At 57.8% G+C, this 22800-nt stretch carries 24 protein-coding genes; 12 read left to right on the forward strand and 12 right to left on the reverse strand.

Annotation, left to right across the window (positions count from 1 at the left end):
• The first annotated feature begins 58 nt into the window (after positions 1 to 58).
• Positions 59 to 550, forward strand: coding sequence for a lysozyme (locus AC5S3R_RS09790; RefSeq protein ID WP_494266847.1), 492 nt, complete (start codon positions 59 to 61; stop codon positions 548 to 550).
• Positions 543 to 1028: a DUF4231 domain-containing protein gene (locus tag AC5S3R_RS09795; RefSeq protein WP_494266848.1), complete on the forward strand. Its 486-nt coding sequence runs from the start codon at positions 543 to 545 to the stop codon at positions 1026 to 1028. The genes AC5S3R_RS09790 and AC5S3R_RS09795 overlap by 8 nt, the downstream gene beginning before the upstream one ends.
• Here AC5S3R_RS09795 and AC5S3R_RS09800 read toward each other — a convergent pair.
• Positions 1025 to 2083, reverse strand: coding sequence for a toll/interleukin-1 receptor domain-containing protein (locus AC5S3R_RS09800; protein WP_494266849.1), 1059 nt, complete (start codon positions 2081 to 2083; stop codon positions 1025 to 1027). The two genes, AC5S3R_RS09795 and AC5S3R_RS09800, sit on opposite strands and share 4 nt — an antisense overlap.
• A 106-nt stretch (positions 2084 to 2189) precedes the next feature.
• Complete coding sequence (gene mnmE / locus AC5S3R_RS09805) at positions 2190 to 3575, reverse strand: tRNA uridine-5-carboxymethylaminomethyl(34) synthesis GTPase MnmE (RefSeq protein WP_494266850.1); 1386 nt, start codon at positions 3573 to 3575, stop codon at positions 2190 to 2192.
• A 107-nt stretch (positions 3576 to 3682) separates the two neighbouring features.
• Between mnmE and AC5S3R_RS09810 the strand changes: the two genes are divergently transcribed.
• Complete coding sequence (locus tag AC5S3R_RS09810; protein ID WP_494266851.1) at positions 3683 to 5005, forward strand: serine hydrolase domain-containing protein; 1323 nt, start codon at positions 3683 to 3685, stop codon at positions 5003 to 5005.
• A 7-nt stretch (positions 5006 to 5012) separates the two neighbouring features.
• On the opposite strand, the gene AC5S3R_RS09815 is transcribed toward AC5S3R_RS09810, so the two are convergent.
• Positions 5013 to 6338 (reverse strand): amidohydrolase, encoded by a 1326-nt coding sequence (locus AC5S3R_RS09815; RefSeq protein WP_494266852.1) that lies wholly within the window; start codon positions 6336 to 6338, stop codon positions 5013 to 5015.
• Positions 6339 to 6528: 190 nt separating this feature from the next.
• Between AC5S3R_RS09815 and AC5S3R_RS09820 the strand changes: the two genes are divergently transcribed.
• From AC5S3R_RS09820 to AC5S3R_RS09830, 3 genes are read left to right on the forward strand one after another with little or no spacing between them, the layout of a single operon-like run.
• The gene (locus tag AC5S3R_RS09820) at positions 6529 to 6867 is read left to right on the forward strand and encodes a PadR family transcriptional regulator (protein WP_494266853.1); all 339 of its coding nucleotides are present in this window, start codon (positions 6529 to 6531) and stop codon (positions 6865 to 6867) included.
• A 51-nt stretch (positions 6868 to 6918) separates the two neighbouring features.
• Complete coding sequence (locus tag AC5S3R_RS09825) at positions 6919 to 9591, forward strand: ABC transporter permease (protein WP_494266854.1); 2673 nt, start codon at positions 6919 to 6921, stop codon at positions 9589 to 9591.
• Between the two features lie 40 nt (positions 9592 to 9631).
• Positions 9632 to 10366: a methyltransferase family protein gene (locus AC5S3R_RS09830; RefSeq protein WP_494266855.1), complete on the forward strand. Its 735-nt coding sequence runs from the start codon at positions 9632 to 9634 to the stop codon at positions 10364 to 10366.
• On the opposite strand, the gene AC5S3R_RS09835 is transcribed toward AC5S3R_RS09830, so the two are convergent.
• The 3 genes from AC5S3R_RS09835 to AC5S3R_RS09845 all read right to left on the reverse strand — a co-directional run bounded on the left by AC5S3R_RS09835 (position 10350) and on the right by AC5S3R_RS09845 (position 12266).
• On the reverse strand, positions 10350 to 10787 hold the full coding sequence (locus AC5S3R_RS09835; protein ID WP_494266856.1) for a DUF4260 domain-containing protein: 438 nt from the start codon (positions 10785 to 10787) through the stop codon (positions 10350 to 10352). The genes AC5S3R_RS09830 and AC5S3R_RS09835 overlap by 17 nt on opposite strands.
• A 108-nt stretch (positions 10788 to 10895) precedes the next feature.
• Positions 10896 to 11192, reverse strand: a complete 297-nt coding sequence (locus tag AC5S3R_RS09840; protein ID WP_494266857.1) for an HU family DNA-binding protein — start codon at positions 11190 to 11192, stop codon at positions 10896 to 10898.
• Between the two features lie 324 nt (positions 11193 to 11516).
• On the reverse strand, positions 11517 to 12266 hold the full coding sequence (locus AC5S3R_RS09845; protein WP_494266858.1) for a DUF2461 domain-containing protein: 750 nt from the start codon (positions 12264 to 12266) through the stop codon (positions 11517 to 11519).
• A gap of 83 nt (positions 12267 to 12349) precedes the next feature.
• Between AC5S3R_RS09845 and AC5S3R_RS09850 the strand changes: the two genes are divergently transcribed.
• Positions 12350 to 13207, forward strand: coding sequence for a DUF4262 domain-containing protein (locus tag AC5S3R_RS09850; protein ID WP_494266859.1), 858 nt, complete (start codon positions 12350 to 12352; stop codon positions 13205 to 13207).
• Positions 13208 to 13216: 9 nt separating this feature from the next.
• Here the strand turns inward: AC5S3R_RS09850 and ruvA are convergent, their stop codons facing one another.
• Positions 13217 to 13810, reverse strand: coding sequence for a Holliday junction branch migration protein RuvA (ruvA, locus tag AC5S3R_RS09855; protein ID WP_494266860.1), 594 nt, complete (start codon positions 13808 to 13810; stop codon positions 13217 to 13219).
• Positions 13811 to 14010: 200 nt separating this feature from the next.
• On the opposite strand from ruvA, the gene AC5S3R_RS09860 reads away from it, so the two are divergent.
• The 4 genes from AC5S3R_RS09860 (at position 14011) to sucB (ending at position 19180) form a co-directional block, all read left to right on the forward strand.
• Positions 14011 to 16203 carry a patatin-like phospholipase family protein gene (locus AC5S3R_RS09860; RefSeq protein WP_494266861.1) on the forward strand — a complete coding sequence of 731 codons (2193 nt, stop codon included), beginning with the start codon at positions 14011 to 14013 and terminating at the stop codon, positions 16201 to 16203.
• A gap of 67 nt (positions 16204 to 16270) precedes the next feature.
• Entirely contained in the window at positions 16271 to 16654 is a 384-nt protein-coding gene (locus AC5S3R_RS09865) for a hypothetical protein (RefSeq protein ID WP_494266862.1), read from the forward strand.
• 44 nt (positions 16655 to 16698) lie between these two features.
• A complete protein-coding gene (lipB, locus tag AC5S3R_RS09870; RefSeq protein WP_494266863.1) occupies positions 16699 to 17535 on the forward strand; it encodes a lipoyl(octanoyl) transferase LipB in 837 nt (278 codons plus the stop codon).
• Positions 17536 to 17614: 79 nt separating this feature from the next.
• The gene (gene sucB, locus AC5S3R_RS09875; RefSeq protein ID WP_494266864.1) at positions 17615 to 19180 is read left to right on the forward strand and encodes a 2-oxoglutarate dehydrogenase, E2 component, dihydrolipoamide succinyltransferase; all 1566 of its coding nucleotides are present in this window, start codon (positions 17615 to 17617) and stop codon (positions 19178 to 19180) included.
• Here sucB and AC5S3R_RS09880 read toward each other — a convergent pair whose 3' ends face one another.
• The 5 genes from AC5S3R_RS09880 to AC5S3R_RS09900 form a co-directional block, all read right to left on the reverse strand.
• The gene (locus AC5S3R_RS09880; protein WP_494266865.1) at positions 19181 to 19393 is read right to left on the reverse strand and encodes a type II toxin-antitoxin system HicA family toxin; all 213 of its coding nucleotides are present in this window, start codon (positions 19391 to 19393) and stop codon (positions 19181 to 19183) included.
• Positions 19394 to 19435: 42 nt separating this feature from the next.
• Positions 19436 to 19639, reverse strand: coding sequence for a type II toxin-antitoxin system HicB family antitoxin (locus tag AC5S3R_RS09885; RefSeq protein WP_494266866.1), 204 nt, complete (start codon positions 19637 to 19639; stop codon positions 19436 to 19438).
• Between the two features lie 41 nt (positions 19640 to 19680).
• On the reverse strand, positions 19681 to 20676 hold the full coding sequence (locus tag AC5S3R_RS09890) for a beta-propeller fold lactonase family protein (protein WP_494266867.1): 996 nt from the start codon (positions 20674 to 20676) through the stop codon (positions 19681 to 19683).
• An 88-nt stretch (positions 20677 to 20764) separates the two neighbouring features.
• Complete coding sequence (locus AC5S3R_RS09895; protein ID WP_494266868.1) at positions 20765 to 21190, reverse strand: VOC family protein; 426 nt, start codon at positions 21188 to 21190, stop codon at positions 20765 to 20767.
• An 83-nt stretch (positions 21191 to 21273) separates the two neighbouring features.
• Entirely contained in the window at positions 21274 to 22104 is an 831-nt protein-coding gene (locus AC5S3R_RS09900; protein ID WP_494266869.1) for a helix-turn-helix domain-containing protein, read from the reverse strand.
• 48 nt (positions 22105 to 22152) lie between these two features.
• Between AC5S3R_RS09900 and AC5S3R_RS09905 the strand changes: the two genes are divergently transcribed.
• Complete coding sequence (locus AC5S3R_RS09905; protein WP_494266870.1) at positions 22153 to 22749, forward strand: YkgJ family cysteine cluster protein; 597 nt, start codon at positions 22153 to 22155, stop codon at positions 22747 to 22749.
• Positions 22750 to 22800: the final 51 nt, after the last annotated feature.

Below are 22800 nucleotides of genomic sequence, written 5' to 3' on the forward strand. Positions count from 1 at the left end.
AGGCGCGCAACGTGCTATGCTTTTTGCGCTCCCCCCAATCGGGCCCCGAGGGATTCCAATGACAGTTAATAACCTGTCTTACAGCAAGAATGGCCTTTCTCTTACGGAGCAATTTGAAGGCTGCAATCTCCATGCTTACCAGGACCAGGTTGGCGTCTGGACTATCGGTTATGGACATACCGGTAAGGACGTACATTCCGGGCTTGCTATCACTCTCAGCCAGGCCGATGCGCTTTTGATGAGCGATGTTGCCGCTTCTGCCGCCTTCGTCAATCAAGTCGTCTCTGTTCCGCTGCTGCAGGATGAATTCGATGCACTTGTCGATTTCGTCTTCAACCTTGGCCGCGGCGCATTTGCCGGCTCCACGCTTCTAAAGGAAATCAACGCTAACCAATTTGACGCTGCTGCGACGCAGTTTGAGCGTTGGGACCACGCAGGCGGGAAGGTTGTGGCAGGGTTGCTACGCAGACGACTGGCAGAGAAAGCGCTTTTCGTATCTGCGCAGTCAACAATCTCGCAGCCAGCTACGAGCGATACGGTTGATGCCTGAGGATACTCCCGCATCTGCCGCAAACGTTACGCTTGCCCGACTGGAAGACCAGTTTAGTTGGTACGACAGGAAGAGCATCAGCGCTTCTAAGAAATACCGCTGCATTAAGGTCACGGAAATTCTTGCTGCCGCGCTGATTCCCTTTCTTGGCAGCTTGAGCGAGGCTGTTTCGGCCTTGAAGCCGCATGTGGTCCTGGTTTCAGGCATACTCGGCGTGCTGGTGACTGTGCTCGAAGGAATCCTGCACCTGAACCAGTACCAGAAGAACTGGATCAGCTATCGCAACACGGCAGAAGCGCTTAAGCGGGAAAAATATCTCTACCTTGCCGGCGCGGGTGCTTATGCAAACGCGCCCAATCCGCTGGCGTGTCTGGCCGAACGGATTGAGGCGCTTATGTCGCAGGAGGGCGTGGAGTGGACCACGCTGCAACTGGAGGCTGCCAGAGAGCAGGTTCATAGCAGCGAGGTTGAGCGCTAGCTGGCCGGAACAAATTCAAACTGGCGCGAGTTTCCCTTGTGCTGCGCGTAGGTGTTCTCTACCAGAACTTCAAGCTTACCCGCGCCGCCGGAAGAGACTGTGACCGTTGCAACGCGGCCCTGTTCCTGGCCGCTATCGTTGTTCAACAGGCTCCATGTGGCCTTGGCTTTCTGGCCGTTCACGTTGGCTACCTGCGTTCCCCAATCGCAATTGGCTGGGCGGCATAGCCCCCATGCGTGTATAGCAATCTGGTTTCCGCTGGTGGTGATGTCGAGTGCCGCGAGTGCTCCCCTGGCGTTGGCATCGGGATTCCTCCATCTACCAGCTAACGAAGGGATGGGCGTGGCGGCTGTGGGCGTATTGGTTGCAGCCATTGCGCCACTCGGGGCATTGACTGAACCGCTGGCGGGAGAGGGCGAGGGGCGCCGTAAGGCAAAATAGCCAGCCGCCAGAATCAACGCAAGAACTGCGGCTCCAATGCCTGCAAAGAGCGGCAGCTTCGACTTTGCGGGCGCGGGTGCTTCTGCGTGTGGAGGCGGCAGTTGCGCTGGAATTGTCGCATGGACTGTCTCTGTTTCCGTTGCCGCATCCACATGCACATAATGCGCGAGCGCCTGCACCAGCAGTTGCACATCGGAATCCCAGCGCGTGTGCGTGATTTCAACGCTGTTGCGGTATGCCAGATCTTTCAGATTGTCCGGCAACTGTTCCGCATGCGGCATCCTGGCATCATGCACCAGCACGGGAATGACGGCGATATTGCGCTTCAATCCAGAGGCAATCTCCAGCCGCACGTAATCATTCTCATTATCGAGGCGCCGCTGTCCATCGCTTCCGGTAATCGTGGCCCAAGCCGGCCCAATCACTGCTAGCTGCACGTTGCAACTGCCCACGTTGTCCTCAATAGCCTGACGAAAATCTATGCCCGGCGCAATCGCGGAGACATCCATAAAAACCGCGTCGTTGCCAAATGCGCGGACCAGATCGTCATACAACCGCCCGGCCTCACCCTCGCTGTCATCCCGGCGATAGCTGATAAAGATTGCGTGCGCCAATGATTCTCCTCCCATTTCGTCTGCGCATACAGGGCCCTTGTGTGTGAATTTGCATGACCATAGTACCAAGGAACGCTTCAGCGCAGCGTTCCTTGCCTGCGTGAATTTACTTTCCAATGCAGAAGGTGGAGAAGATGAGATTCAAAATGTCGTCCGGCGTGGTCTGCCCGGTCAGGGAATCGAGCGCCCATAGAGCGCGATAGAGATCGAGCAGGATCATCTCGTGTGGAATGTTTTGCTGGTTTGCCTTCGTTGCGTCGCTGAGTGCGGAGATTGCTGTCGTTACCGCCTGGTGATGGCGCAGGCTGGTCAACATTCCCGGCTCGCTTGCTGCGCCGCCTGTTGCCATTGCGACGATCTTCTCGCGCAACGCCGCAATTCCCTCGCCTGTCAGCGCGGATGTATGCACGATGGGGAGTCCTGCAGGCTCCGCGTTGTTTTGCGATGCTGCAAGGTCGCTCTTGTTCCACGCAATCAGCGCGGGGCGGCCTTGTACGTCTTTCAACAAGCCAAGCTCTTCTTCATTCAACGGTTGTGTTGAGTCAAGGACAACCAGCACCAGCGCGGCGTCGGCCATTGCCTCGCGGCTGCGTGCGATTCCAAGCTGTTCCGCTTCTTCGTGTGCTTCACGTAGTCCGGCTGTATCTACCAACTCCAGCGGAATTCCATCAAGAGCAATCCGTTCGCTCACGGTGTCGCGCGTTGTTCCCGGAGTTGCCGTCACGATTGCGCGGTCACGTTCGATGAGCCTGTTAAAGAGCGAGCTCTTGCCTGCGTTGGGGCGGCCTACGATTGCAAGCGTCAGGCCGTCATGCACTACGCGACCGCGAGCGAAAGATGCTGCAAGAGACTCCAGCGGCAGCGTGAGTTCGCCGATACGCTTTGCAATCTCCTCAGAGCCCGTTACCTCAACATCGTCTTCCGCAAAATCAATCCCAGCTTCAAGCAGCGCAATCAGTTCCACCAGATGCTGCTTTACCGGAGACACGCGATGGCTCAGCGCACCGCCCATCTGACTCGCCGCCTGCCGCGCCTGCGTCAGCGTCTGCGCATCAATCAGGTCGCGCACGGCTTCGGCCTGCGTTAAGTCCAGCTTGCCTGCTAGAAACGCCCTGTGCGTGAACTCGCCCGGCTCGGCCAGGCGTGCGCCAAGCTCCAATGCGCGGCGCAGCAGCATCTCTAGCACAACCGGAGAGCCGTGTGCCGCAATCTCTACCAGGTCGTCTGCGGTATACGAGTTTGGCGCAGCGAAGTAGGTCACCATGGCTTCGTCGATGCGCTCATTACTGCCAGATTCATCCAGCACGTCTGCCAGGCGCGCTCGCGCATGTTCCAGCGGCTGCCGCAGCCGGACGAGCTGAGTTGCAATCTCCGCGGCATGCGGCCCGCTCAGCCGCACAATGCCAATGCCTCCGCGCCCCGGCGGCGTGGAAATTGCCGCAATGGTATCGACTGCGGCTACCGGCGTCTCTGTTTCTTCCATCTCACTCATGCAGCTTTTATTGTAGGCATGCGCGGCGCTCTCTTTGCACACGTGTTACGGCATGCTCTGGCCGTAATGTATAAAGGTTCCGCCTGTTCAGCATCGTGAGAGGACTGATGAAAAATCTCTGTTCCGCCATTGCAGCCTGCGCGCTTCTCGCCGCACCTACCGCCATTGCAGCGCAAACACCAACGGTTGACCTTACTGTCGTCAAGCCTGAGAGCGTTGGCTTCTCCACTGAGCGCCTGGAACGCCTGCATAGGCTCGTGCAGGATGAAGTCGATCAGAAGCAGCTCGCCGGCGCTATTACGCTTCTTGCACGCCACGGCAAGGTTGTCGATTACCACATCTACGGCAAGCGCAATATGGAAACCGGCGCGCCAATGACGAACGACACCATCTTTCGTGACTACTCCATGTCGAAACCCATCACTGGCGTTGCGATGATGATTCTTTACGAACAGGGCAAGTGGCTGCCCAGCGATCCGCTCTCGAAATACATCCCCGCGTTTGCCAACCTTAAGGTCTACAAGAGCACTGATTCCAGTGGCAAAATGATTCTTGTTGAGCCCGACCACGAGCCCACCATAGGCGAACTCATGTCGCACACTGCCGGGTTCTCGTACGACCGCTTTGGTGTTCCTGTTGTGGAAGCGCTCTACAAGGACAAGCAGGTGATGCAGTCGAAAAACCTGCAGGAGATGGTCGATAAGCTCTCCACTATTCCGCTCAACTATCAGCCGGGCAAGGGCTGGATGTACTCCGTCTCTATGGATGTTGAGGGCTATCTCGTCGAAAAGCTATCTGGCCAGACGCTGCCCGACTTTATGCACGACCACATCTTTGCGCCGCTCGGCATGAAGGATACCGGCTTCTACGTGCCGCAGGATAAGCGTGACCGCTTCGCTACCAACTACACGTATCACGCTGATACAAAGCAGATCGTCGCTAACCCTACGGAAAACGGCATCCCTACGGATTACACCGCTGTACCCACTATGCCTTCGGGCGGCGGTGGACTCACTTCTACCATTGAGGACTACTACCGCTTTGCTCTGATGCTTTCCAAAGGCGGCGCGCTCGGCAATGCGCGCATTCTTGCACCCTCGTCAGTCAAGCTCATGTCTACCAATCACGTACCCATGCCCGTTATCAACGGCGAGTACGGGCAGTTCGGCATTGGGCTTTCGCAGATGCGGCCCGGCTTTGGCTATGGATATAACTGCGCTGTCATGTATGATCCACCAGCTGCTAATCTCACCGATGGCAAAGGCACGTTCTTCTGGGACGGCGCGGCTGGCACCTGGTTCTGGATTGACCCGACTAATGATGTGGTCTTTGTGGGCATGATCCAGCGGATGTCGAGCCCGGATAATCATCCGCTGGAATACAAGGCGCATGTGGCCGTCAACCAGGCGCTGGTTGATCTCTCCAAGTAGCGCTGAGCTACTTCAATAAGTCCAGCGCCATCGCGGTCATTGCGGTGACTCCGGTGCGAATTGCCGGTTCATAGATTGGGGCGAAGAAGGGCGAATGGTTCGACGGCAGCGGCACGCCGCTCGTCTTGCTTTCCGCGAGCTTGGCCGCATCGGCTCCGCCCAGCCACCACATCACCATGGGAATTGAGCCATTCATCGAAAACCGGCCCACGTCCTCGCTGCCCATTACCGTGGGGGCTTCCACTACATTCTCCTTGCCCAGAACGCGCTCTGCCGTGGTGCGCACTTTTGCTGCCAGCGCCACGTCGTTGATGGTTGCCGGAGTATTTTCAAAGACCTTCACTTCCGGCAGCTTGTCAGCGGGAATGTCGTAGCCTTCGGCCAGCCCTTTGGCCTCGCGATGCAGGTCGTCCACCATCTTTGCCCGCGCTTCATCTGAGAATGAACGCAGCGAAAGGCCCATTGTCACTTCGTCCGGAATGATGTTGTTCTTGGTGCCGCCGTGGATGGTGCCAACGGTAATAACCGAGGGCGACTGCGGGTCCATCTGGCGGCTCACCACGGTCTGCGCCGCAAGAACGAACTCCGCTGCAAGTAGAATCGGATCTTTGCCCGATTGCGGCTGCGAGCCATGCGCGCCGATTCCATGAATTTTTACCTCGACAGAAGAAGCGCCTGCAAGGAGCGGCCCGCCACGGAGAAGAATCTTACCGGCCGGGCCGTAGTTGCCTACATGCTCTGCAAGAATCAGGTCCGGCTTGCCGAAGCGGTCATAGAGATGATCGGCCGTCATGGCGGAAGCACCATCAATTGTCTCTTCAGAAGGCTGGCCCACCAGCATCAGCGTTCCATGCCATGCGCTCTTGCGCGCCGCCATTTCCTTCGCGGTGCCGAGCAGCACGGTCATGTGCACGTCATGCCCGCAGGCGTGCATCACGCCGACACTCTGGCCCTGCGCATTGGTTGTCTTGACGGTGGACGCATATGCCAATCCGGTCTTTTCTTCGACGGGAAGCGCATCCATGTCGCTGCGAATCAACAGGCGCGGTCCGGCTCCATTTTCCAGCACGGCAACAATGCCGTACGCCTGGGTGCCGTCTTCATATTTGCCCACATGCTCCGTTACCGTGTAGCCCAGCTTGCGCAGCTCGGAGGCCAGAAAGGCGGAGGTTTTCTCTTCATGGTGGGACAGTTCCGGAGCCTGATGCAGATGCTTGTAGGTCTCGGTGAGCGAAGGCAACTGAGAGGCGACGGAAGACGGGAGATCGGTCTGCGCGGCAAGCGGCAGAGCAGCAAGGAGAAGACAACAAGGGAGCATGAAAGAGACACGCATGGCATTCTCCGGGAATTCGTAATGGAAAGGAACTGGGGCCAGCGTAACACACAGAAACCCGGCCACCATGCAGTTTTGGGCTGTATCCCGGCTGGATTTTCTGGCAGGAAATCTTCGCGAATTTTCCTATTGCCATCCCATAGAAAGATGGCGTACAGTTTTTATATTGGATTGCCATAGGAGAGATGCGATGGGCGGAAAGACGGATGTCTGGCAGGGGACGCTGGCGCTGATGGTGCTAAAAACACTGGAAACAATGGGACCGCAGCATGGCTATGGCCTTGCGCGGCGCATTGAGCAGACCAGCGGCGATAAGCTCCAGCTCAACTATGGCACGCTCTATCCCGCCCTGCTCAAGCTGGAGCAGGAAGGCTACATTCGCTCAACGTGGGGCGCATCCGACAACAACCGCAAGGCAAAATTCTACGAGCTGACCAAGGCTGGACAACGACAGCTTTGCAAGGCCGCCGCCGAGTGGGAACAAACAACCACAATCCTGGCGCGCTTTCTTGCGCCTGCGGCGGAATAAGCCATGCGCAAACTCCGAGCCTTGTTTCTCCGTTTCTTCAGCACATTTCGCATGAGCGGTACGCGCGCCGCAATCGACAACGAGCTCTCTGAACACATTGCCATGCACACGGAAGACAATCTCCGCGCAGGCATGAGCGCTGAGGAAGCCCGCCGCCATGCGCTTATCCAGCTTGGTGGCGAAGAGCAGGCCCGCCAGGCCTATCGCGACCGCGCCACGCTGCCTGCTCTTGAAGGCATCCTGCGCGACATTCGCTTTGCCTTGCGCATGATGGCGCGCAATCCCGGCTTTACGGCTGTTGCGGTTCTTACGCTGGCCATCGGAATTGGCGCAAGCGCTACGGCCTTTGCGTGGATTAACGCTGTGCTGCTGCAGCCGCTGAGCGGAGTCACCGATCCTTCACACCTGGCAACGGTGGAGACTGTCACTGCTGGTGGTGGGCTGGTACCCAATTCTTATCCCGACTTTCAGGATTTTCGCGACCATCTCAAGCTCTTTGACGGCGTTGCGGTCATGCGGCCAAATGCTTTCAGCGTGGGCCGTGAAGAGCACTCCGAGCGCGTGTGGGGCGAGCTTGTCAGCGGCAACTTCTTTGCGGTTCTTGGTGTTCAGCCCGAGGTTGGGCGCATGTTTCTGCCTTCCGAATATGGCGATGCGGCGGGCAAGTATCCCATTGTGGTTATCAGCGACCGTTACTGGCGCACGCACTTTGGCGCGGACCCAAATGTTGTCGGCAAGACACTGCGCGTCAATCAGCATGAATTAACCATTGTCGGCGTCGCCGCGTCTGCGTTTCACGGCTCCATGCCGGCTACTGCTTTCGACCTCTGGATTCCGTACATGCAGCAGCCTGTGCTGAACGGCGTGCAGACATGGATGCTGCGCGACCGGCACAACCGCAACATGCTGGGAATTGCGCGCATCCGGCAGGGCGTGACCTTTGAACAGGCGCGGCAGGAGCTGAAGGCGCTTGCAGAGCGCATGGCCGTTGCCAATGCCGACGTAAGCGAAGGCATGAGCGCGGTTCTGCTGCCGCTCGACAAATCGCCACATGGCCCGCAGGGAATGCTTGCCGGGCCGCTGCACATTCTGATGGGCGTCAGCGTGCTTATCCTGCTTATTGTGTGCGCCAATGTTGCCAATCTCCTGATGGCGCGGGCGGCGAATCGCGAAAAGGAGTTCAGCGCACGGCTGGCGCTGGGAGCAGGACGCGGGAGGTTGATTCAGCAGGTGCTCACGGAAAGCCTTCTGCTTGCCGCGGCGGGTGCGGTGCTGGGCATTGCGGCAACGCCTGTGCTGAGCCGTGCACTCAGGCTGTTGATGCCTCCAAGCTCTATGCAGACACTGGTTGCAGGCGGAACCGGGCCCAATTATCCTGTGCTCGCATTCACTGCAGGCATCTGCATACTTGCCGCGCTTGTTGCCGGGTTGCTACCTGCGCTGCAGGTGAGCCGGTTGAACCTGAGTGCGCGGCTGAATGATGGCGGCCGCAGCGGCATTGCCGGACGCCACAGCAATCGCCTGCGCTCTATTCTTGTTGCTGCGGAAGTTGCATTGGCACTGGTTGCGCTGGTTGGCGCGGGCCTGTTTGCTCGCAGCTTTTATCAAACCACGCAAATCAATCCCGGCTTTGATCCGAATCGTGTGTTGTTGAGCCAGCTTTATCTCGCAACTAACGGCTACTCGCTCGCGCAGCGCAAGGAGTTCTGCCGCCGCTTACAGGAGCGCATGGAAACCGAGCCGGGAGTGCAGGGCTTTGCCTACTCCGATGGCGTGCCGCTTGGTTTTGAACCCAGCTGGTGGGAAGAGCTGACCATTGCAGGCTACACGCCGCAGCCGCACGAAAACATGAACATCTTTCGCAACGTGATTTCGCCCGGCTATTTGCCGCTGATGCACATTCCCATTGTGGAGGGCCGCAACTTTACCGAGGACGATAACGAAAGCCAGAATGTTGGCGCCATGATTGTGAACGAGGCCTTTGTGCATCACTTCTTTGCGGGCCGCAACCCCATCGGCACAAAAGTACACGGCTGGGGAAACTGGTTCCGCATCGTGGGTGTGGCAAAGGATTCCAAGTACCACTACCTCAATGAAGCGGCGACGCCTTACTTCTATGTGCCCTTCCGCCAGATTTATCGCGAAGACATGAACCTGGCCATCTATGTGCGTACGCAGGGCGACCCGAACAGCATTCTCTCCACGCTGCGGACGCAGGTGCACGCTATCGACCCCAACGTGACTATCTACGATTCCGCTCCGCTCAAGGAAGCTATCGGAGCCTCGCTTTATCCGCAGAAAGTGGCTGCAAGTGTCATGGCGGTGATGGGCGGAATCGCTATCCTGCTGGCGGCTGTGGGGCTTTACAGCGTTATGGCTTACTGGGTGGCGCAGCGCACGCAGGAGATTGGCGTGCGCATGGCGCTCGGCGCGCAACCCGGCCACGTGCTGCGCATGGTGGTACGCGCAGGGCTTGCCATCACTGTTGCAGGCGCGGTTCTGGGCATGATTGGCTCGTTGATGCTGGCACGCGCTATCGCCGGTATGTCGTATACGAGCTCAGCCATGGGTGAGCGGGCTGAGATGCTTGGCGGCAGCGTCACCGATCCGATGATTTACGCGGCGGCCGCGGCGTTCCTTGTTTGCATTGCCCTGCTTGCCTGCTGGATTCCCGCACGCCGCGCTGCGTCCGTGGACCCGATGCAGGCCCTTCGCGCGGAATGAACCGTTTGCCCGGTGTGCGCGTATAGCCTAGAGAAAAGCTATGCGCGCATCCGCCCTCGAATTTCGCCTTCGCATACTCATCCACGCCGTCATCATTGTGCTCGGCTTCTGGGCACCATGGAGCGAGACGTTCCACTTTTCTCGTGTCTCACTTCTGGAATGGCTTGCGCTGGAGATGAGTCGCCTTGGCCTTGTGAGCTTTGCTTATGCAACGCCCATCGTCATTGCTCTTGCCACGCTCATTGCCGCGCTCAGCGCGTGGCTGCGTGTATGGGGCACTGCCTACCTAGGCCACAGCATTGTGCAGGGCCCCAGCATGAACGCTGACTCCATCATGGCCAGCGGACCTTACCGCTACGTCCGAAATCCGCTCTATCTCGGCACCATTCTTATGGCCACCGCTATGTCCTTCGCCATGCCCGTCAGCGGAGCGGTCTTCACGCTCCTTCTTGTACCATTCTTTGACCTCCGCCTCATTCTCGGCGAAGAAAAATTCCTTGGCAGTAAACTCGGCGAGCCGTATCAGGCCTATCTACGCGCCGTGCCGCGCCTCATCCCGCGCCTGCGTACCACTTTGCCCGCCAATACACACTCTACGCGCTGGCTGCGGTCCTTGCTTGCCGAGCTCATCCCAATCGGCGTGCTGCTCATCACCGCCATCCTGTGGTGGCGCTATGACAGCAACCTCGTAGGCCGCGCATTTCTTGTTAACTTCGGCATTGCGCTTGTTGTTCGCGCGTTCGTCCCTGATGTTTCCGTCAGGCCCGCGGAGTAAACACACCCGTCCGCTGCATCAAGCTTCTGCTTAGCCCTAAATGCGTCCAGCCAAAGCCCTGCGGATACTTCAGCCCAGCCCCCAGCGTCCGGTCCGCGGCAATGTGGTTGCCCCAGATGAGCGCGAAGGGCAACAACGGGCTGGCGTGCAAGAGCAACGCGCATACGGCAAGCGCAACCGGCGCGGCATACGCATGAATGGCGTTATATGCCCGAGCTCCCCAGCACGGGCTTACAAGATAGCCCAGCATGGAAATATCCGGCACAATCCAGAGCGCCGCAAACCACCACCAGCTTGCGCCTGTGCGCGCATACAGCACTGCAGTAAGAACGGCCACGGCAAGACCTTCCAGGCGCAAGATGCGCCGCACGCCTTCCGGTGGTATAGCCTGTGCAATCCCTGCGGAAATTGAGTCGCTCATGCCTTATTAGATAACCCGCTTTGTGCCGGAGTGCAGAAAATTATTGCCGCAAAAAAGCTAAGAGGGAGAAGCCGCAGCCTCTCCCTCCTTGTCAGATGCAAACCGAAACTACTTCTTCGGCGGCGCGATGGTGTCCTTCGCGGCCTTGGCCACGCGGAACTTCACAACGGTCTTCGCCTTGATCTTGATGGCTTCGCCGGTCTGCGGGTTGCGGCCAATGCGGGCCTTGCGCTCAGCCTTGACGAGACGGCCGATGCCGGGGATCACGAAAACGCCATGCTTCTTCGTTTCCTTGATCGCGGTTTCCGCGAGCAGGTCCAGGAAGGCCGCAGCCTGCTTGTTGGTCAGTTCGAGTTTCTCGGCCAGAAGGCGCGTAAGAGCGGTCTTGGTCAATCCAGTTGCCATGCGTGTTCTCCTTAATATCAAAATGTTGCCCTTGGGCTTCCGCTCGCCGCGCCGGGGTCTGGTTGAAACCCGGTTCGCGCCTTACCGCATGGAGGGATTCGACGGAGGCAACGTATGCACGAAACCCCTGTATTCATGCGGGTCCAGAGAACCCTACCGTTCCCCACAATGCGGCTTTCGAGTATATAAAGTCAAGGCAAAATGTCGGCTTTTCCACAAGTTTTGTTGGCTTTTTTGGGTATTTTGCCGAAATTTAGCGGTTTTTGCCCGATTTTGGCTATTTTTGTGACATCGGAAGCCCCAAAAATAGCCCTCTTCCGTTGCTCATCTCAACCCGAAAAGCACCTTCTTTTTCGGCTGCATGGCCGCCACAAGGGGAGTATTCAGCGCATCCACCACCGGCGCGGCCAGCTTGAAATACTTAATCACCGTATCCGCAATCTTCTTATCCAGCGCCGCCGTAACGGGCAGCGTAGCCGCCAAGCCCCACTGCCGGCACTTAATCAAATCCATCGCCGGATGCTCCGCCGGAAACCCCTTCGGCGGCCGCGTCAGCGCATTGCCGTCAAACTCGGTATAAGACTTCCGCACAGCAGGTTTGGAAAGCAGCTTGCGAAAATCTTCATGATTTTCGAGCAGCCAATGCCGAATCGCGGCCAGTTGCTCCTTTTCCGGCATGTAGGCTCCGGCGGCAATCACCACTTCCTTCGCGGCCACGTGAAAGTAGTAGCCCGCGCCCCAGGTCTTCTCCATGCCCTGGTGCGACCACCACGCCGCAATGTGCGTCTTGTAGGGCCGCTTGTCGTTGGAGAAGCGCGTGTCGCGATAGATGCGGAAGAGGCTCTTCTCCGCAGGCCGCATGTGGTTCGGCGCAAAGTCGATCATTGCATCGGTAACCTTGCGCACAATCGCCAGCATGGGCTCTTTCAGTTCGGCATCAAAAACAGCCTTGCGCGGCTGGAACCATTCGCGGTCATTGTTCCGCGCCAGGTTGCGCAAAAACGTGAGAGCTTCAGGCCGAAAATACGGCACAACAGCCTGCGGTGTGGATGGTGATTTCTTTGTGCTTGCCATAACGAATGCCAGTTTACCTAATTTGCCATCTGCCGATTTGTTCTACCGGTTATGATGCGTATGAGTTACCTTCAGGAGAGAGCTTGGCTGATCAATTCAAGAACTTCGAGACAACACGCACCCGCCAGTTCCGAAACACGGATCTACACCCGACTGATGAGCACACCATTAGCCAAATAGAGGAATACGGCTGCTCAATCATTTCGGTCGGGCCTAATTGCAAAGATGACCTGAACTGGACCTACACAATCGGGATTTATGACACATGCGGTAAGCCCGACCTGATCACCATTGGGCTGCCCTTTAAGACAGCACAAGCGTGCCTGAACGATACTGCAAAACTCTTACGAGAAGGTATTGACCTCACTAGAGAACGTCACTCTGATTTGCTTGAAAACGTCGATTGCGAGTTTCAGCCAGTTGATTCCAAGTGGGTAAAACATCTCATGAACTGGGCCAACTGGTACTACGGTGGAACCGATTACCCGGTTTTGCAAATGATCTATCCCGATCTTGAAAATCGATTCCTCGGAGATGATGGATTCGATCCGAGATTTGCTCAGCCACTAATGCAATCAGATATTCCATTCACAGACATTGAACAGACCTTCTGGAATTCAATTGATGATGATGTGAAGTTCAAAGACTGGAAATTTCCTGATAAGCCACATACAAAAGCCTTTATCACTGAAACAGCCAATCAAGGCACTGAAGCAATAACCTTTGTGTCGCATGATTTGGAAGACGGTGCATGGCAATTCCTTGGAGATAGCATGAGCGACGGCGGAGGACCAGTTGTGGTTTGCCTGCACCATCCCATTGAAAAGGACCCGAGCCTGATTGAATTAGCGAACTTACCGTTAGGCTGGTATGCCGAACGGGATGCTCCCGGTGAACCTTGGCGGCGGCATCAGCGCGAGGCTGAAGGGGCTAACAGCTAAAAGCGCCCTTTACCGAATCACCTTCAAAGCACCACGGAACAATCCATCAAAATCAGCAGCCAACGCCTCATCTTTGCTGACGGCCTGCTCGATTGCCTTCTCCGCCGCGGGCCGCTGATAGCCAAGATTCACCAGCGCCGAAAGCACATCGTCCACAGCCGCACCTTTCACGCCGGCAACGGAGACCGGAGCTACCGCGAAGTCATCAAGCTTATCTTTCAACTCGACGACAAGCCGTTCTGCCAGCTTTTTGCCAACGCCGGGAATGCGCGTCAACTGCGCGTGATCCGATGACTTGATTGCCTGCACAGCGCGCTCTGGCTCGAGGCCGGAAAGCATCTTGATTGCCAGCTTTGGACCAACTCCGCTAACCGTGATGAGGCGCTCGAAGAGGCGCTTTTCTTCGCGGTCCATGAAGCCGAACAGCGCAATCGCGTCGTCGCTTACCTGCGTGTGAATGAACAGCGAGGCCTCCGCGCCGACTCCCGGCAATGCCGTAAATGTGGGCACGGAAATCATTACGTCATAGCCAACGCCACCGGCTTCCACAATCGCCTGTCCCGGCTGTTTATCAATCAATTTCCCGCGCAAATGAGCAATCATGGTTTTGATTCTCCCCTGCCGCGCCTTGCCTGCGCAATGTGCCCCATCGCGTGATTCCCAAACGTTGCATGCGCGGCCAGTCCCGCAACGATTTCCCCCCGTCCATCACAACCAACTTGACACCTGATGAAGTTGCGTTAATCTTCGAGGCATACCATCGGGCTCATTCCTATTGCGTTTTCCCATGCCGGGAGGCATCCATGCGACTTGTCGTCGTCATTCTCGCCCTTGCTGGAGCCGCTTTGCTCGCCGCGCTCTCCTCCATGCACCTTCTGGCGGATATCTGGATTCCCCTTGCCATGCTGGGCTTTCTCATCGGCTTTCCGCTTATCGCCGTGGTTGGCAAAAGCTCGCTCTTCTATGGCCTCTTCGATCTGCCTATCTCACCAAAGAAATTCCCTATCCGCCACTTCCTCGTCACGCTGGCCGCCTTCGCCGTATCCGCTTCGGCATGGTCCATTCTGCGACTCATGCTCGTCGCCAGCCCTGACCGTCTCGGCATCACGCCGCATTACTGGAGCTTTATTCTCTGGCTCACGGACCTCAGCAGCCCTCTTACAGCGCTCCGGATTCTTGTGGAAGTAGGACCGCCGCTTCTGCTCGCCGCCTACTTTATGCTCTTTGCGCTGTATGTTTCCTGCCGTGAGGGTGACTCGCTTCCACGCGTGAGTGCAGGCATCTTCGCCGGGCTCGTTGTCGACGGGCTCTTTGGATTCGGAGTGCTTTACGTCGCCCACCACTGGCTTGCGGATGCCAAAGCGCTCACCAACATTCCGAGCTATCTGCTTCGGGGAGTCGAGGCGCTCCGCTGGGGCTTTGACCAGATGGGGAGCGGCTACTCCGGCGAGCACTGGGCCGACCACACCTTCGCCTCCATCGCCGCTGTGCTTGTTCTGCTGCTCTATGCGGCGCTTGGCTTCTATGGAGTCACGCGGCTCGGCAAGGGCCATACTGTTCCGGCGCTGGCTGGACCGTTGATGGCTGTTGTCGTGCTTGGGTGGTGGGGCTCTGCGCTGGAGTTCTACCTCTGCCGCTGGCATATCTCGCTGCTGCTCGTCGTCGCAGTGCTTGGGTTCATCAACGGATTCATTCCGCTCTCGGACCACACCTACGAGATGACGCCGCGCAGCAAAGTTCCTCCGGCATCTCCATACGAAATTCTTACCGCCAACAACAAGGAAGCCGCCATTCTTGTCGCTTCCGCCGGCGGAGGCATCCAGGCAGCTGCATGGACAGCCAAGGTGCTTGAAGAGCTGCACTGGAAGTATGGCGCGAAGTTTGACAACGCGCTCTCGCTCATCAGCTCCATCTCCGGCGGCAGCATGGGCTCGGCCTGCTATGTGAACTGGATTGCGCAAGGCGCCGACCTCACGTATCTGCAAACGCCGTTTGATGCCGCCTCCTCCAGCAGCCTGGATGAAGTGGCGTGGGGATTAACCTGGCCTGACCTTATCCGGCTCTTTCTGCCTATTCCATGCAGCGTGATGCCGGACCGCGCACACGCCATGGAGCGGGCATGGAGCGGCAACACGCTGAGGGCTGTGACTCACGACAACAAGCAGCTCACCGCTTCCCTCAGCCACTGGAACGAAGAAACCGCCAGCGGCAAGATCCCCGCCGTGCTTATGAACTCCACCATTGTGGAGATTGGCGGGCCGCTGCTGCTCGGCACGACTAAGGTTGTCAGCGAGCCCACGGAGCACTGCAAGCGCGCCTCCAACTGCTGGATGGATGGCGACCAGCTTCACGTGCTGGACGAACACGGCCACCACAAGCACGATATTCCCGTGGCTCGCGCTGCGCGCCTCTCGGCGACGTTTCCTTATGTCTCGCCTGCTGCACGGCCTGCCAAGGCTCACCGCCAGCCGCACATGATGGACGGCGGATTTTATGACAACTACGGTATGGCGTCGCTCACCGAGTTTCTCGACCAGGCGCTCGAAGAACAACTGAAGCGCATGCCCAATGCGCCGCAGGTGAAGAAGATTCTCGTGCTGCAAATTAACGGCTTTCCTCCACCGAACTACGAGATTCAGCCGCCCTCAAAAACTCGCGGTGGATGGGTGCAGCAGATTATCTCGCCGATCCTCATTCTGGCGAATGTGCGTACTGCAGGCCAGGTCTCGCACCGCGACATTGAGCTGCAGTTGCTCATCGATAAGTGGAAAGACCGCGGCATTGAAATCTCATCCACCAGCTTTGAATTAGCCAAGGAAGACGCGCCGCTCTCCTGGCATCTGACGCCGAGTGAAATTGCTGAAATCAAAAAGGGCTGGCGGCATCCTGACCGACTCGTGAAGGATGCGCAGGACAAGGTGGACAAGTTCCTGGCCACTATCGCGACTGCGGAGCCTTCGGCTGATTCCGTCAATCATTCGGCAATCTCTGCCTGAGAAGGCGGTATACTTGCAGCGCTCTGGCATTGCGCTCGCAACTCAGCCTCTCTGCAAGGAGTGACAAATGAAGATTGTCTCTACCATAGCTCGCTACCTTCTGGGCTTGCTCTTCCTCGTCTTCGGCAGCAACGCGTTTCTCCACTTCATCCCCATGCCTCCGCCGCCTCCCGGTGTCATGGGCCAGTTCTCCGGCGCGCTTTTCACATCGGGCTACGTTTATGTCATCGGATTCTTCCAGGTTGTGCCTGCGCTGCTGCTGCTTGCCAACCGCTTTGTGCCTCTTGCGGTTACGCTTCTCGGACCCATGGTTTTCAACATCCTCGTGGTGCACGTCCTCATGGCGCCTTCGTCCATCGGCCCTGGCGTATTTGCGGCGATATGCTGGTTCCTCGTCTTCTGGCGCGTTTTCCCTGCTCTCAGGGGCATCTTTCAGCCAACGGTTGAGTAGCTACCTCCGTATCCATCGCCGGGTCTTTACAATAGAGACAAGCGATGATTACGTACCTCTATCTCGGACGCATTGCCTACGGCGAAGCGCTCGCCCTGCAGGACGAGCTGGTCGAGTTGCGCCGCCAGAACCTTATTCCCAACACGCTTCTGCTGCTGGAACACCCGGCAGTGCTCACGCTGGGCCGCAACGCTGACCGCTCCAACGTCATTGCTTCCGATGAGATGCTCGCGGCACGCGGCGTCACGCTGTACGAGACGAAGCGCGGCGGCGACGTAACCTACCATGGTCCCGGCCAGCTTGTCGGCTACCCCATCTTCGACCTCCGCAGCCTGCGCAACGCCAGCGGCACGCGCATGGGGCCTGTCGATTTCGTTCGCCGCATGGAAGAAGCGCTCATTCGCCTCTGCGGAACTTATGGAGTGCACGCCGGACGCATTGCGGGACTCACGGGCGTTTGGTGCGGACCATCCGCAGGTACAGATGCTCCTGACCGCAAAATCGGCGCCATTGGCATCCATGTTTCACGCGGGATTACTTCGCATGGATTTGCCTTTAACCTCACTACGGACCTGCGCGATTTTCTGCTCATCAATCCCTGCGGCATCACGGATAAGCCCGTAGCCAGCCTTAACCTTGAAGTTGCGGCCCCCTCGCGCCTGCCTTCCTTTGAGGCCGCTGCGCATGAGGCTGCGCGTCAGTTCGGTATGGTCTTTGAGCAGCCTGTCCTTGCCGTCGAGAGCATCGAGGCGTTGCGCGCACAGGCCGCCGAAACAACGGAATCAACAAGGCAGGAATTTCCAGCGGAAGACACGCCGATGCAACCGCCCGCCAATGTGGAACGCCTGGCGGGCATCGCCCATCGTCCCGTGCGCGCCTGATTCCACAAAGCCCAGCCCTTTATAATCGCCTGTGGAGACGTGCATTTTGCGCGTGGCCCCAATAGCGGAGTAAGGACTCATGCCGACAGACGTCGTAATGCCCCAGATGGGCGAATCAATCTTCGAGGGCACCATTACCAAGTGGCTCAAAAAGCCCGGCGACGCCGTCGAAAAAGACGAACCGCTCTTTGAAATTTCGACAGACAAGGTGGACGCGGAGATTCCCGCTCCCGTCTCCGGTGTGCTCGCTGAAATCAAGGCTGCGGAAGGCGAGACGGTTGCCGTGAATGTGGCCGTTGCCGTCATCGCTGAAAGCGGCGCTGCAGTAACGCCAGCGACACCGGCCTCTGCGCCGAAGGCTTTAGAGTCGGTACCCTCGTCTGCTCCAACATCCGTTGCAGGTGGCACGGAAGTTGTGATGCCGCAGATGGGTGAATCCATCTTTGAGGGCACCATTACCAAGTGGCTTAAAAAGGCCGGCGACGCCGTTGAAAAAGATGAACCGCTCTTTGAAATTTCGACAGACAAGGTCGATGCGGAGATTCCTTCGCCTGTCTCTGGCGTGCTTACGGAAATCAAAATTGCAGAAGGCGCAACGGTGGAAGTCAACACTGTCGTCGCCATTATCGGTGGCTCTGCAGCAGAGCCCACTACCGCTCCGGTTGCCTCCGCGACTGCTGCTCCTGTAACCGCAGCCGTACCTGCAAAACCAGCGCCGCAGCCTGAAGTTTTCGTAAACAACGACGAAATCCGCTCCTCGCCACTGGTTCGCAAAATTGCCCGCGAAAAGAACATTGATCTACGCCTGATTCGCGGCACGGGCTCGGCTGGCCGCGTTACCAAGGACGACATTCTTGGCTACATTGCCGCAGGAGGCCCCGGTACCTCCATGGCGGAAATGGCGCCGCAGGCGCAGTTGCCTGGACGGCTAGTTCCCCTCAGCGGCGAGTTGGTTCCCATGAGCCGTATGCGCTCCATTATTGCCGAGCGCATGGTGGAAAGCAGCCGGACCGTTCCGCACGCTTACTCAATTTACAAAATCGACATGACGCGCATTGCCAAGCTGCGCGAGCGCTCGAAGGCGGCCTTTGAAAAGGCTCATGGCGTGAAGCTGACTTATATGCCGTTCATTGCGGCGGCCACGATTGAGGCTATCCGCAAATTCCCCATCGTCAATGCGTCGCTTGAGGGCTCTGCCATTCGCTATCACGCAAATGTTCATCTTGGTATTGCCGTTGCTCTCGAATGGGGCTTGATTGTCCCCGTGGTTCGCGAAGCGGAAGCGCGCAGCTTTGGCGATCTCGCACGCGCTATTGCGGACCTGGCCGAGCGCGCCCGGACCAAAAAGCTCAAGCCGGAAGAGGCTTCCGGCTCGACGTTTACACTTACCAACTCCGGTGTCTTTGGCGGCGAGTACGGCACGCCCATTCTGAACCAGCCTGAATCGGCCATCCTTGCTATCGGCGGCCTCAAGAAAGAGCCGGTTGTGCTCACGGATGCGGAAGGCAATGACACGATTGCGATTCGCTCGATGCAGACTTACTGCCTTGGCTTCGATCACCGCACTATCGACGGGGCTGACGCTGGCAAGTTCATGACTGCGCTGAAAGATACGCTGGAAAACTGGAATCAGCCCATCATTTAGTTAAAGCAGTTTGCGAAACGCCTCAACGCTCAGCCCCGCATCGCGCACAATGCCGCCCATCGTGAATGCGTTGACGGGATTATGCCTTGGAATTGTCAGGATGCGTGTCCCATCCGTCATCACAATATGCGCGCCCTGGCGCAAAATGCGAAAACCCGCCTTTTCAAGCGCAGCAACAGCTTTCAAGTGATTGATGCCTGGGATTTTTGGCATTCCGTGTGTCTTTCGCTCGTGCTATCTCGTGGTATTGAACTACTACGCTACAGCAACCTCAACCACACGGCCATCTTCGCTACGCGCCAACTCTTCCGCAGCATCTACATACTCACTGATAGCAATACGGATATTGGCAAGCGCTTCTTCTTCCGTCGCGCCTTGCGACCAACAGCCAGGCAGACCCGGGCATGAGACGCTGAAGCCTTCTTCCGACTGGTGAAGAACTACATGATAGGTAGCCATGCCAATATCCTACACCCCTTCCGTATTGCAATACACTTACGCTACTTCCCCGCCCACGCTACGCCGTCGGAGTTATCGCCGTCTTCAAAAGTACGCGTAATCTTCCACGTGCTAAGGTCTACTTCGGCAATTGTGTGCGAGGCCATGCACGAGACGTACGCCACCTTGCCGTCTGGCCGCATCAGCACCTCTTCCGGGTCATGCGGTGTATCGAGCGTGTGCACTACCTTCATGGTTTTCACGTCCACCACATCTACCTTGTTGCTGGTGGGCAACGCCACCATTACGTAGCGGCCATCCACCGTCACCGTGGAGCCGTAGCCAATTCCGCTCAGCGGGACCCAATTCGCCACTTTATTGGTGGCGGTATCAATTGCCGCAAGCTGCGGCTTGGCCTGGTCTGCCGTGAACACCCACTTGTCATCCGGCGTGATGGAAATGCGCTGCGTGCTCTTTGAGATGGGAATAATCGTCAGCACTTTGCGCGCGGGAATATCGAGCACAGAAACCGTACCCGGCCCTACGTTTGCCGTATAGCCGCGCTTGCCGTCGTGCGAGAGAGCCAGCATGTGGCTCTGCTCCTGCCCTGTTGGAATGGAGCCGACAATCTTCAGCGTCTTTGGGTTAATTAGGGTGATGCTTTTATCCAGTTCGGTCGTTACGTAGAGCAGTCCATCTTTCGGCCCAAAGATGGGCATGTGCGGACGCACGCCGCGTCCGAAATCGAGCGTTCCCACCACGCTCCGCGAGGCGATATCGATGACCACCATCTTGCTGCCATCGGTGCCCGGCTTACCTACGCCGGAGTTGCCATAAATCGGCACATAGGCCAGCTTGCCATCCGGGGAGGCAACCACCTCATGCCCAGTAACCCCACCCTCGGGCACAGAGGCAATCACCTTGCCTGCCGCAGGGTCCGCAATGCCAAGGCTTGCGTCGCCTTTCTGGGCAATCAACAGATGCCCCTGCTGCGCGTGAGCACCAACCGCAGCCACAACCAACACACACCCAACGGAACACAAACGCACCTTCAGCATCACAGCGACAACCCTCCAGGGAACGGCAAGATGCACACCAGCATACTCGCCGCATGCCGAAGCTGACCAGCCTGCGTTCAGTATGTCTTCAGGCGTGCGCTTTCCATGGGTCGTAGGTGCCGACGCTCCAGCTATGCCCTTCGGGGTCGCGAATTGTGAACTCGCGGCTGCCGTAGTCCATATTCTCGATGGGGCGGACTATCACCGCGCTTGCGGCCTGTGCTTTTGCGTAGACCGCATCGGCATCGGCTACCGCGATGTAAATTGACGCTGTTTCTACGCCGTCAAGCTCCGTGGGAGATTTGAATCGCATCGCCTGCGCGTCTTCTTTTGTAGAGCCAAGCATAATCATGCCGCCGCCAAGGGCCAACTCCGCGTGGGCTATTGTGCCGTCAGGGTTTGCGTACACCGCGTGCTTTGTGAATCCAAGTACGCTCACCAGCCACTCGATAGCGGCAGGGGCATCCTTGTAACGCAGGGCGGGAAAAATAGTGGACTTCGATGTGCTTTCCATCCAACCTCCTCGACGTTGAACGTACGCCTTTCAGCATGGCATCCGGATATTCAGGAGTCTTGGAAATTTCGGAAATGGCGCATTTAGTCCGTGACAACATGATTCGCCCACGGCGTACCACGTGTGCGCGTATATGTTGTCGCGTCGATTCCTGAAAACGCGCGAAACTCATTTGCAAAGTGCGACTGGTCGTAATAGCCACATTCCAACGCCAGCTCCGGCCAGGGAATCTCCACCCCCACATGCAACTGCCGCACCACACGCTGAAAACGCTGCACCCGGCACCACACCTTTGGCGTAAGCCCCACCTGCTCGCGAAATACCTGCGAGAACCGCCGCTCACTCCAGCCCACAGCCTGCGCCACGTCCCGCACAGAGGCCGCGCATGGAGCCTGTTGAAAGCGGCTCAGTGCAAACTCAATCGCGGGTATGCGCTCTGCTCCCAAGCCGCCTTGCCGCGTGCTCAGCATCTCCATCAAAAACGCCTCGAAACAACGCATTCGCGCTTCCGGCGATGCCAGCTCACGCAACCTATCGCGCAAGCCTGTCGCTTGCGCACCCCACACATCTCCAAGGCTGACGCTGCGATTGCTGAACAGATCCGCCGCATCTGCGGCAAAGACCGGAAAGCCTCCGGGCTCAAAGACCACGCCAACCAGGTCCGCCATATCGGAAGTGTCCACAATCTCGTAAATGGACCGCGAGCCCACCACCAGCGATGGAGCTGACCGTCGATCCGGCTGCCCCTCCGGGCAATCAAGCAAAAAATCGCGGGCAAGGTTCAGAATCACCTGCGTGCATCCGCTGGGCAGAATCCGTTCTCTCCGGTGCGCAGGCCGTGGCGCACGCGCATACCACACCATGCGAACAAACCGGCTAAGCGGCAAAACGGGTTTGCGCTCCAGGTAGATCACAGTTTCCCTCGTGCCCGTTATAACACCGGGCCACCGTATCCTGTAACCATGCCCCTTCCCGCACGCGACGCCGAACTTGTCCAAATCATGGATGCCGCTTTTGCCGACGCAGCCCAACATGCCGGTGCGTGGCTTGTCTGTAAACCGGGCTGTACGCAGTGCTGCCATGGCGCGTTTGCTATCAATGCGCTGGATGTTGCGCGGCTTCGCGCCGGCATGGAGACGCTGCGCGGCAGCAATCCCGTACTTGCGGGACACATTGAGCAGCGTGCGCGGCGGTGGATTGCGGAGCATGCTGCTGATTTTCCCGGCGACCTTACTACGGGCACGCTAGGCACATCCGAAGCGGAGCAGGAGGCCTTTGAAGAGTTTGCCAATGAAGCCGCGTGTCCCGCGCTCAATCCGCAAAGCGGGCTCTGCGATATTTATGAGTTTCGCCCGATGACCTGCCGCGTCTTTGGTCCGCCTGTTCGCATGGAGGACGAGGCCTTTGGCTGCTGCGAGTTGTGTTTTGTTGGCGCTGGCAATGAAACCATTGCCGCGTGCGAGATGCACGTTCCGCATGCGCTGGAAGAAGAGATTCTGGAAGAGTTTAGCGACAGCGCGGAGACCGTGGTTGCCTTTGCGCTGCTGCCCACGCGATAAACTCAAGCCTGGGCTATCCCAGTTGACCATCCCCATTCCGGACCGTTCCCG

The organism is Occallatibacter sp. FHG110214_02 (assembly GCF_059115385.1).

Excerpts from the sequence above, each read along its gene's own strand:
- AC5S3R_RS09835 (WP_494266856.1), bottom strand. The coding sequence starts at position 10,787 with ATGAGCGACTCAATTTCCGCAGGGATTGCACAGGCTATACCACCGGAA.
- AC5S3R_RS09885 (WP_494266866.1), bottom strand. The coding sequence starts at position 19,639 with ATGGCTACCTATCATGTAGTTCTTCACCAGTCGGAAGAAGGCTTCAGC.
- ruvA (WP_494266860.1), bottom strand. The coding sequence starts at position 13,810 with ATGATTGCTCATTTGCGCGGGAAATTGATTGATAAACAGCCGGGACAG.
- mnmE (WP_494266850.1), bottom strand. The coding sequence starts at position 3,575 with ATGAGTGAGATGGAAGAAACAGAGACGCCGGTAGCCGCAGTCGATACC.
- AC5S3R_RS09845 (WP_494266858.1), bottom strand. The coding sequence starts at position 12,266 with ATGGCAAGCACAAAGAAATCACCATCCACACCGCAGGCTGTTGTGCCG.
- AC5S3R_RS09790 (WP_494266847.1), top strand. The coding sequence starts at position 59 with ATGACAGTTAATAACCTGTCTTACAGCAAGAATGGCCTTTCTCTTACG.
- AC5S3R_RS09840 (WP_494266857.1), bottom strand. The coding sequence starts at position 11,192 with ATGGCAACTGGATTGACCAAGACCGCTCTTACGCGCCTTCTGGCCGAG.
- AC5S3R_RS09895 (WP_494266868.1), bottom strand. The coding sequence starts at position 21,190 with ATGGAAAGCACATCGAAGTCCACTATTTTTCCCGCCCTGCGTTACAAG.
- AC5S3R_RS09865 (WP_494266862.1), top strand. The coding sequence starts at position 16,271 with ATGAAGATTGTCTCTACCATAGCTCGCTACCTTCTGGGCTTGCTCTTC.
- AC5S3R_RS09905 (WP_494266870.1), top strand. The coding sequence starts at position 22,153 with ATGCCCCTTCCCGCACGCGACGCCGAACTTGTCCAAATCATGGATGCC.
- AC5S3R_RS09820 (WP_494266853.1), top strand. The coding sequence starts at position 6,529 with ATGGGCGGAAAGACGGATGTCTGGCAGGGGACGCTGGCGCTGATGGTG.
- AC5S3R_RS09860 (WP_494266861.1), top strand. The coding sequence starts at position 14,011 with ATGCGACTTGTCGTCGTCATTCTCGCCCTTGCTGGAGCCGCTTTGCTC.
- AC5S3R_RS09880 (WP_494266865.1), bottom strand. The coding sequence starts at position 19,393 with ATGCCAAAAATCCCAGGCATCAATCACTTGAAAGCTGTTGCTGCGCTT.
- AC5S3R_RS09815 (WP_494266852.1), bottom strand. The coding sequence starts at position 6,338 with ATGCGTGTCTCTTTCATGCTCCCTTGTTGTCTTCTCCTTGCTGCTCTG.
- AC5S3R_RS09825 (WP_494266854.1), top strand. The coding sequence starts at position 6,919 with ATGAGCGGTACGCGCGCCGCAATCGACAACGAGCTCTCTGAACACATT.
- sucB (WP_494266864.1), top strand. The coding sequence starts at position 17,615 with ATGCCGACAGACGTCGTAATGCCCCAGATGGGCGAATCAATCTTCGAG.
- AC5S3R_RS09890 (WP_494266867.1), bottom strand. The coding sequence starts at position 20,676 with ATGCTGAAGGTGCGTTTGTGTTCCGTTGGGTGTGTGTTGGTTGTGGCT.
- AC5S3R_RS09830 (WP_494266855.1), top strand. The coding sequence starts at position 9,632 with ATGCGCGCATCCGCCCTCGAATTTCGCCTTCGCATACTCATCCACGCC.
- AC5S3R_RS09810 (WP_494266851.1), top strand. The coding sequence starts at position 3,683 with ATGAAAAATCTCTGTTCCGCCATTGCAGCCTGCGCGCTTCTCGCCGCA.
- lipB (WP_494266863.1), top strand. The coding sequence starts at position 16,699 with ATGATTACGTACCTCTATCTCGGACGCATTGCCTACGGCGAAGCGCTC.
- AC5S3R_RS09795 (WP_494266848.1), top strand. The coding sequence starts at position 543 with ATGCCTGAGGATACTCCCGCATCTGCCGCAAACGTTACGCTTGCCCGA.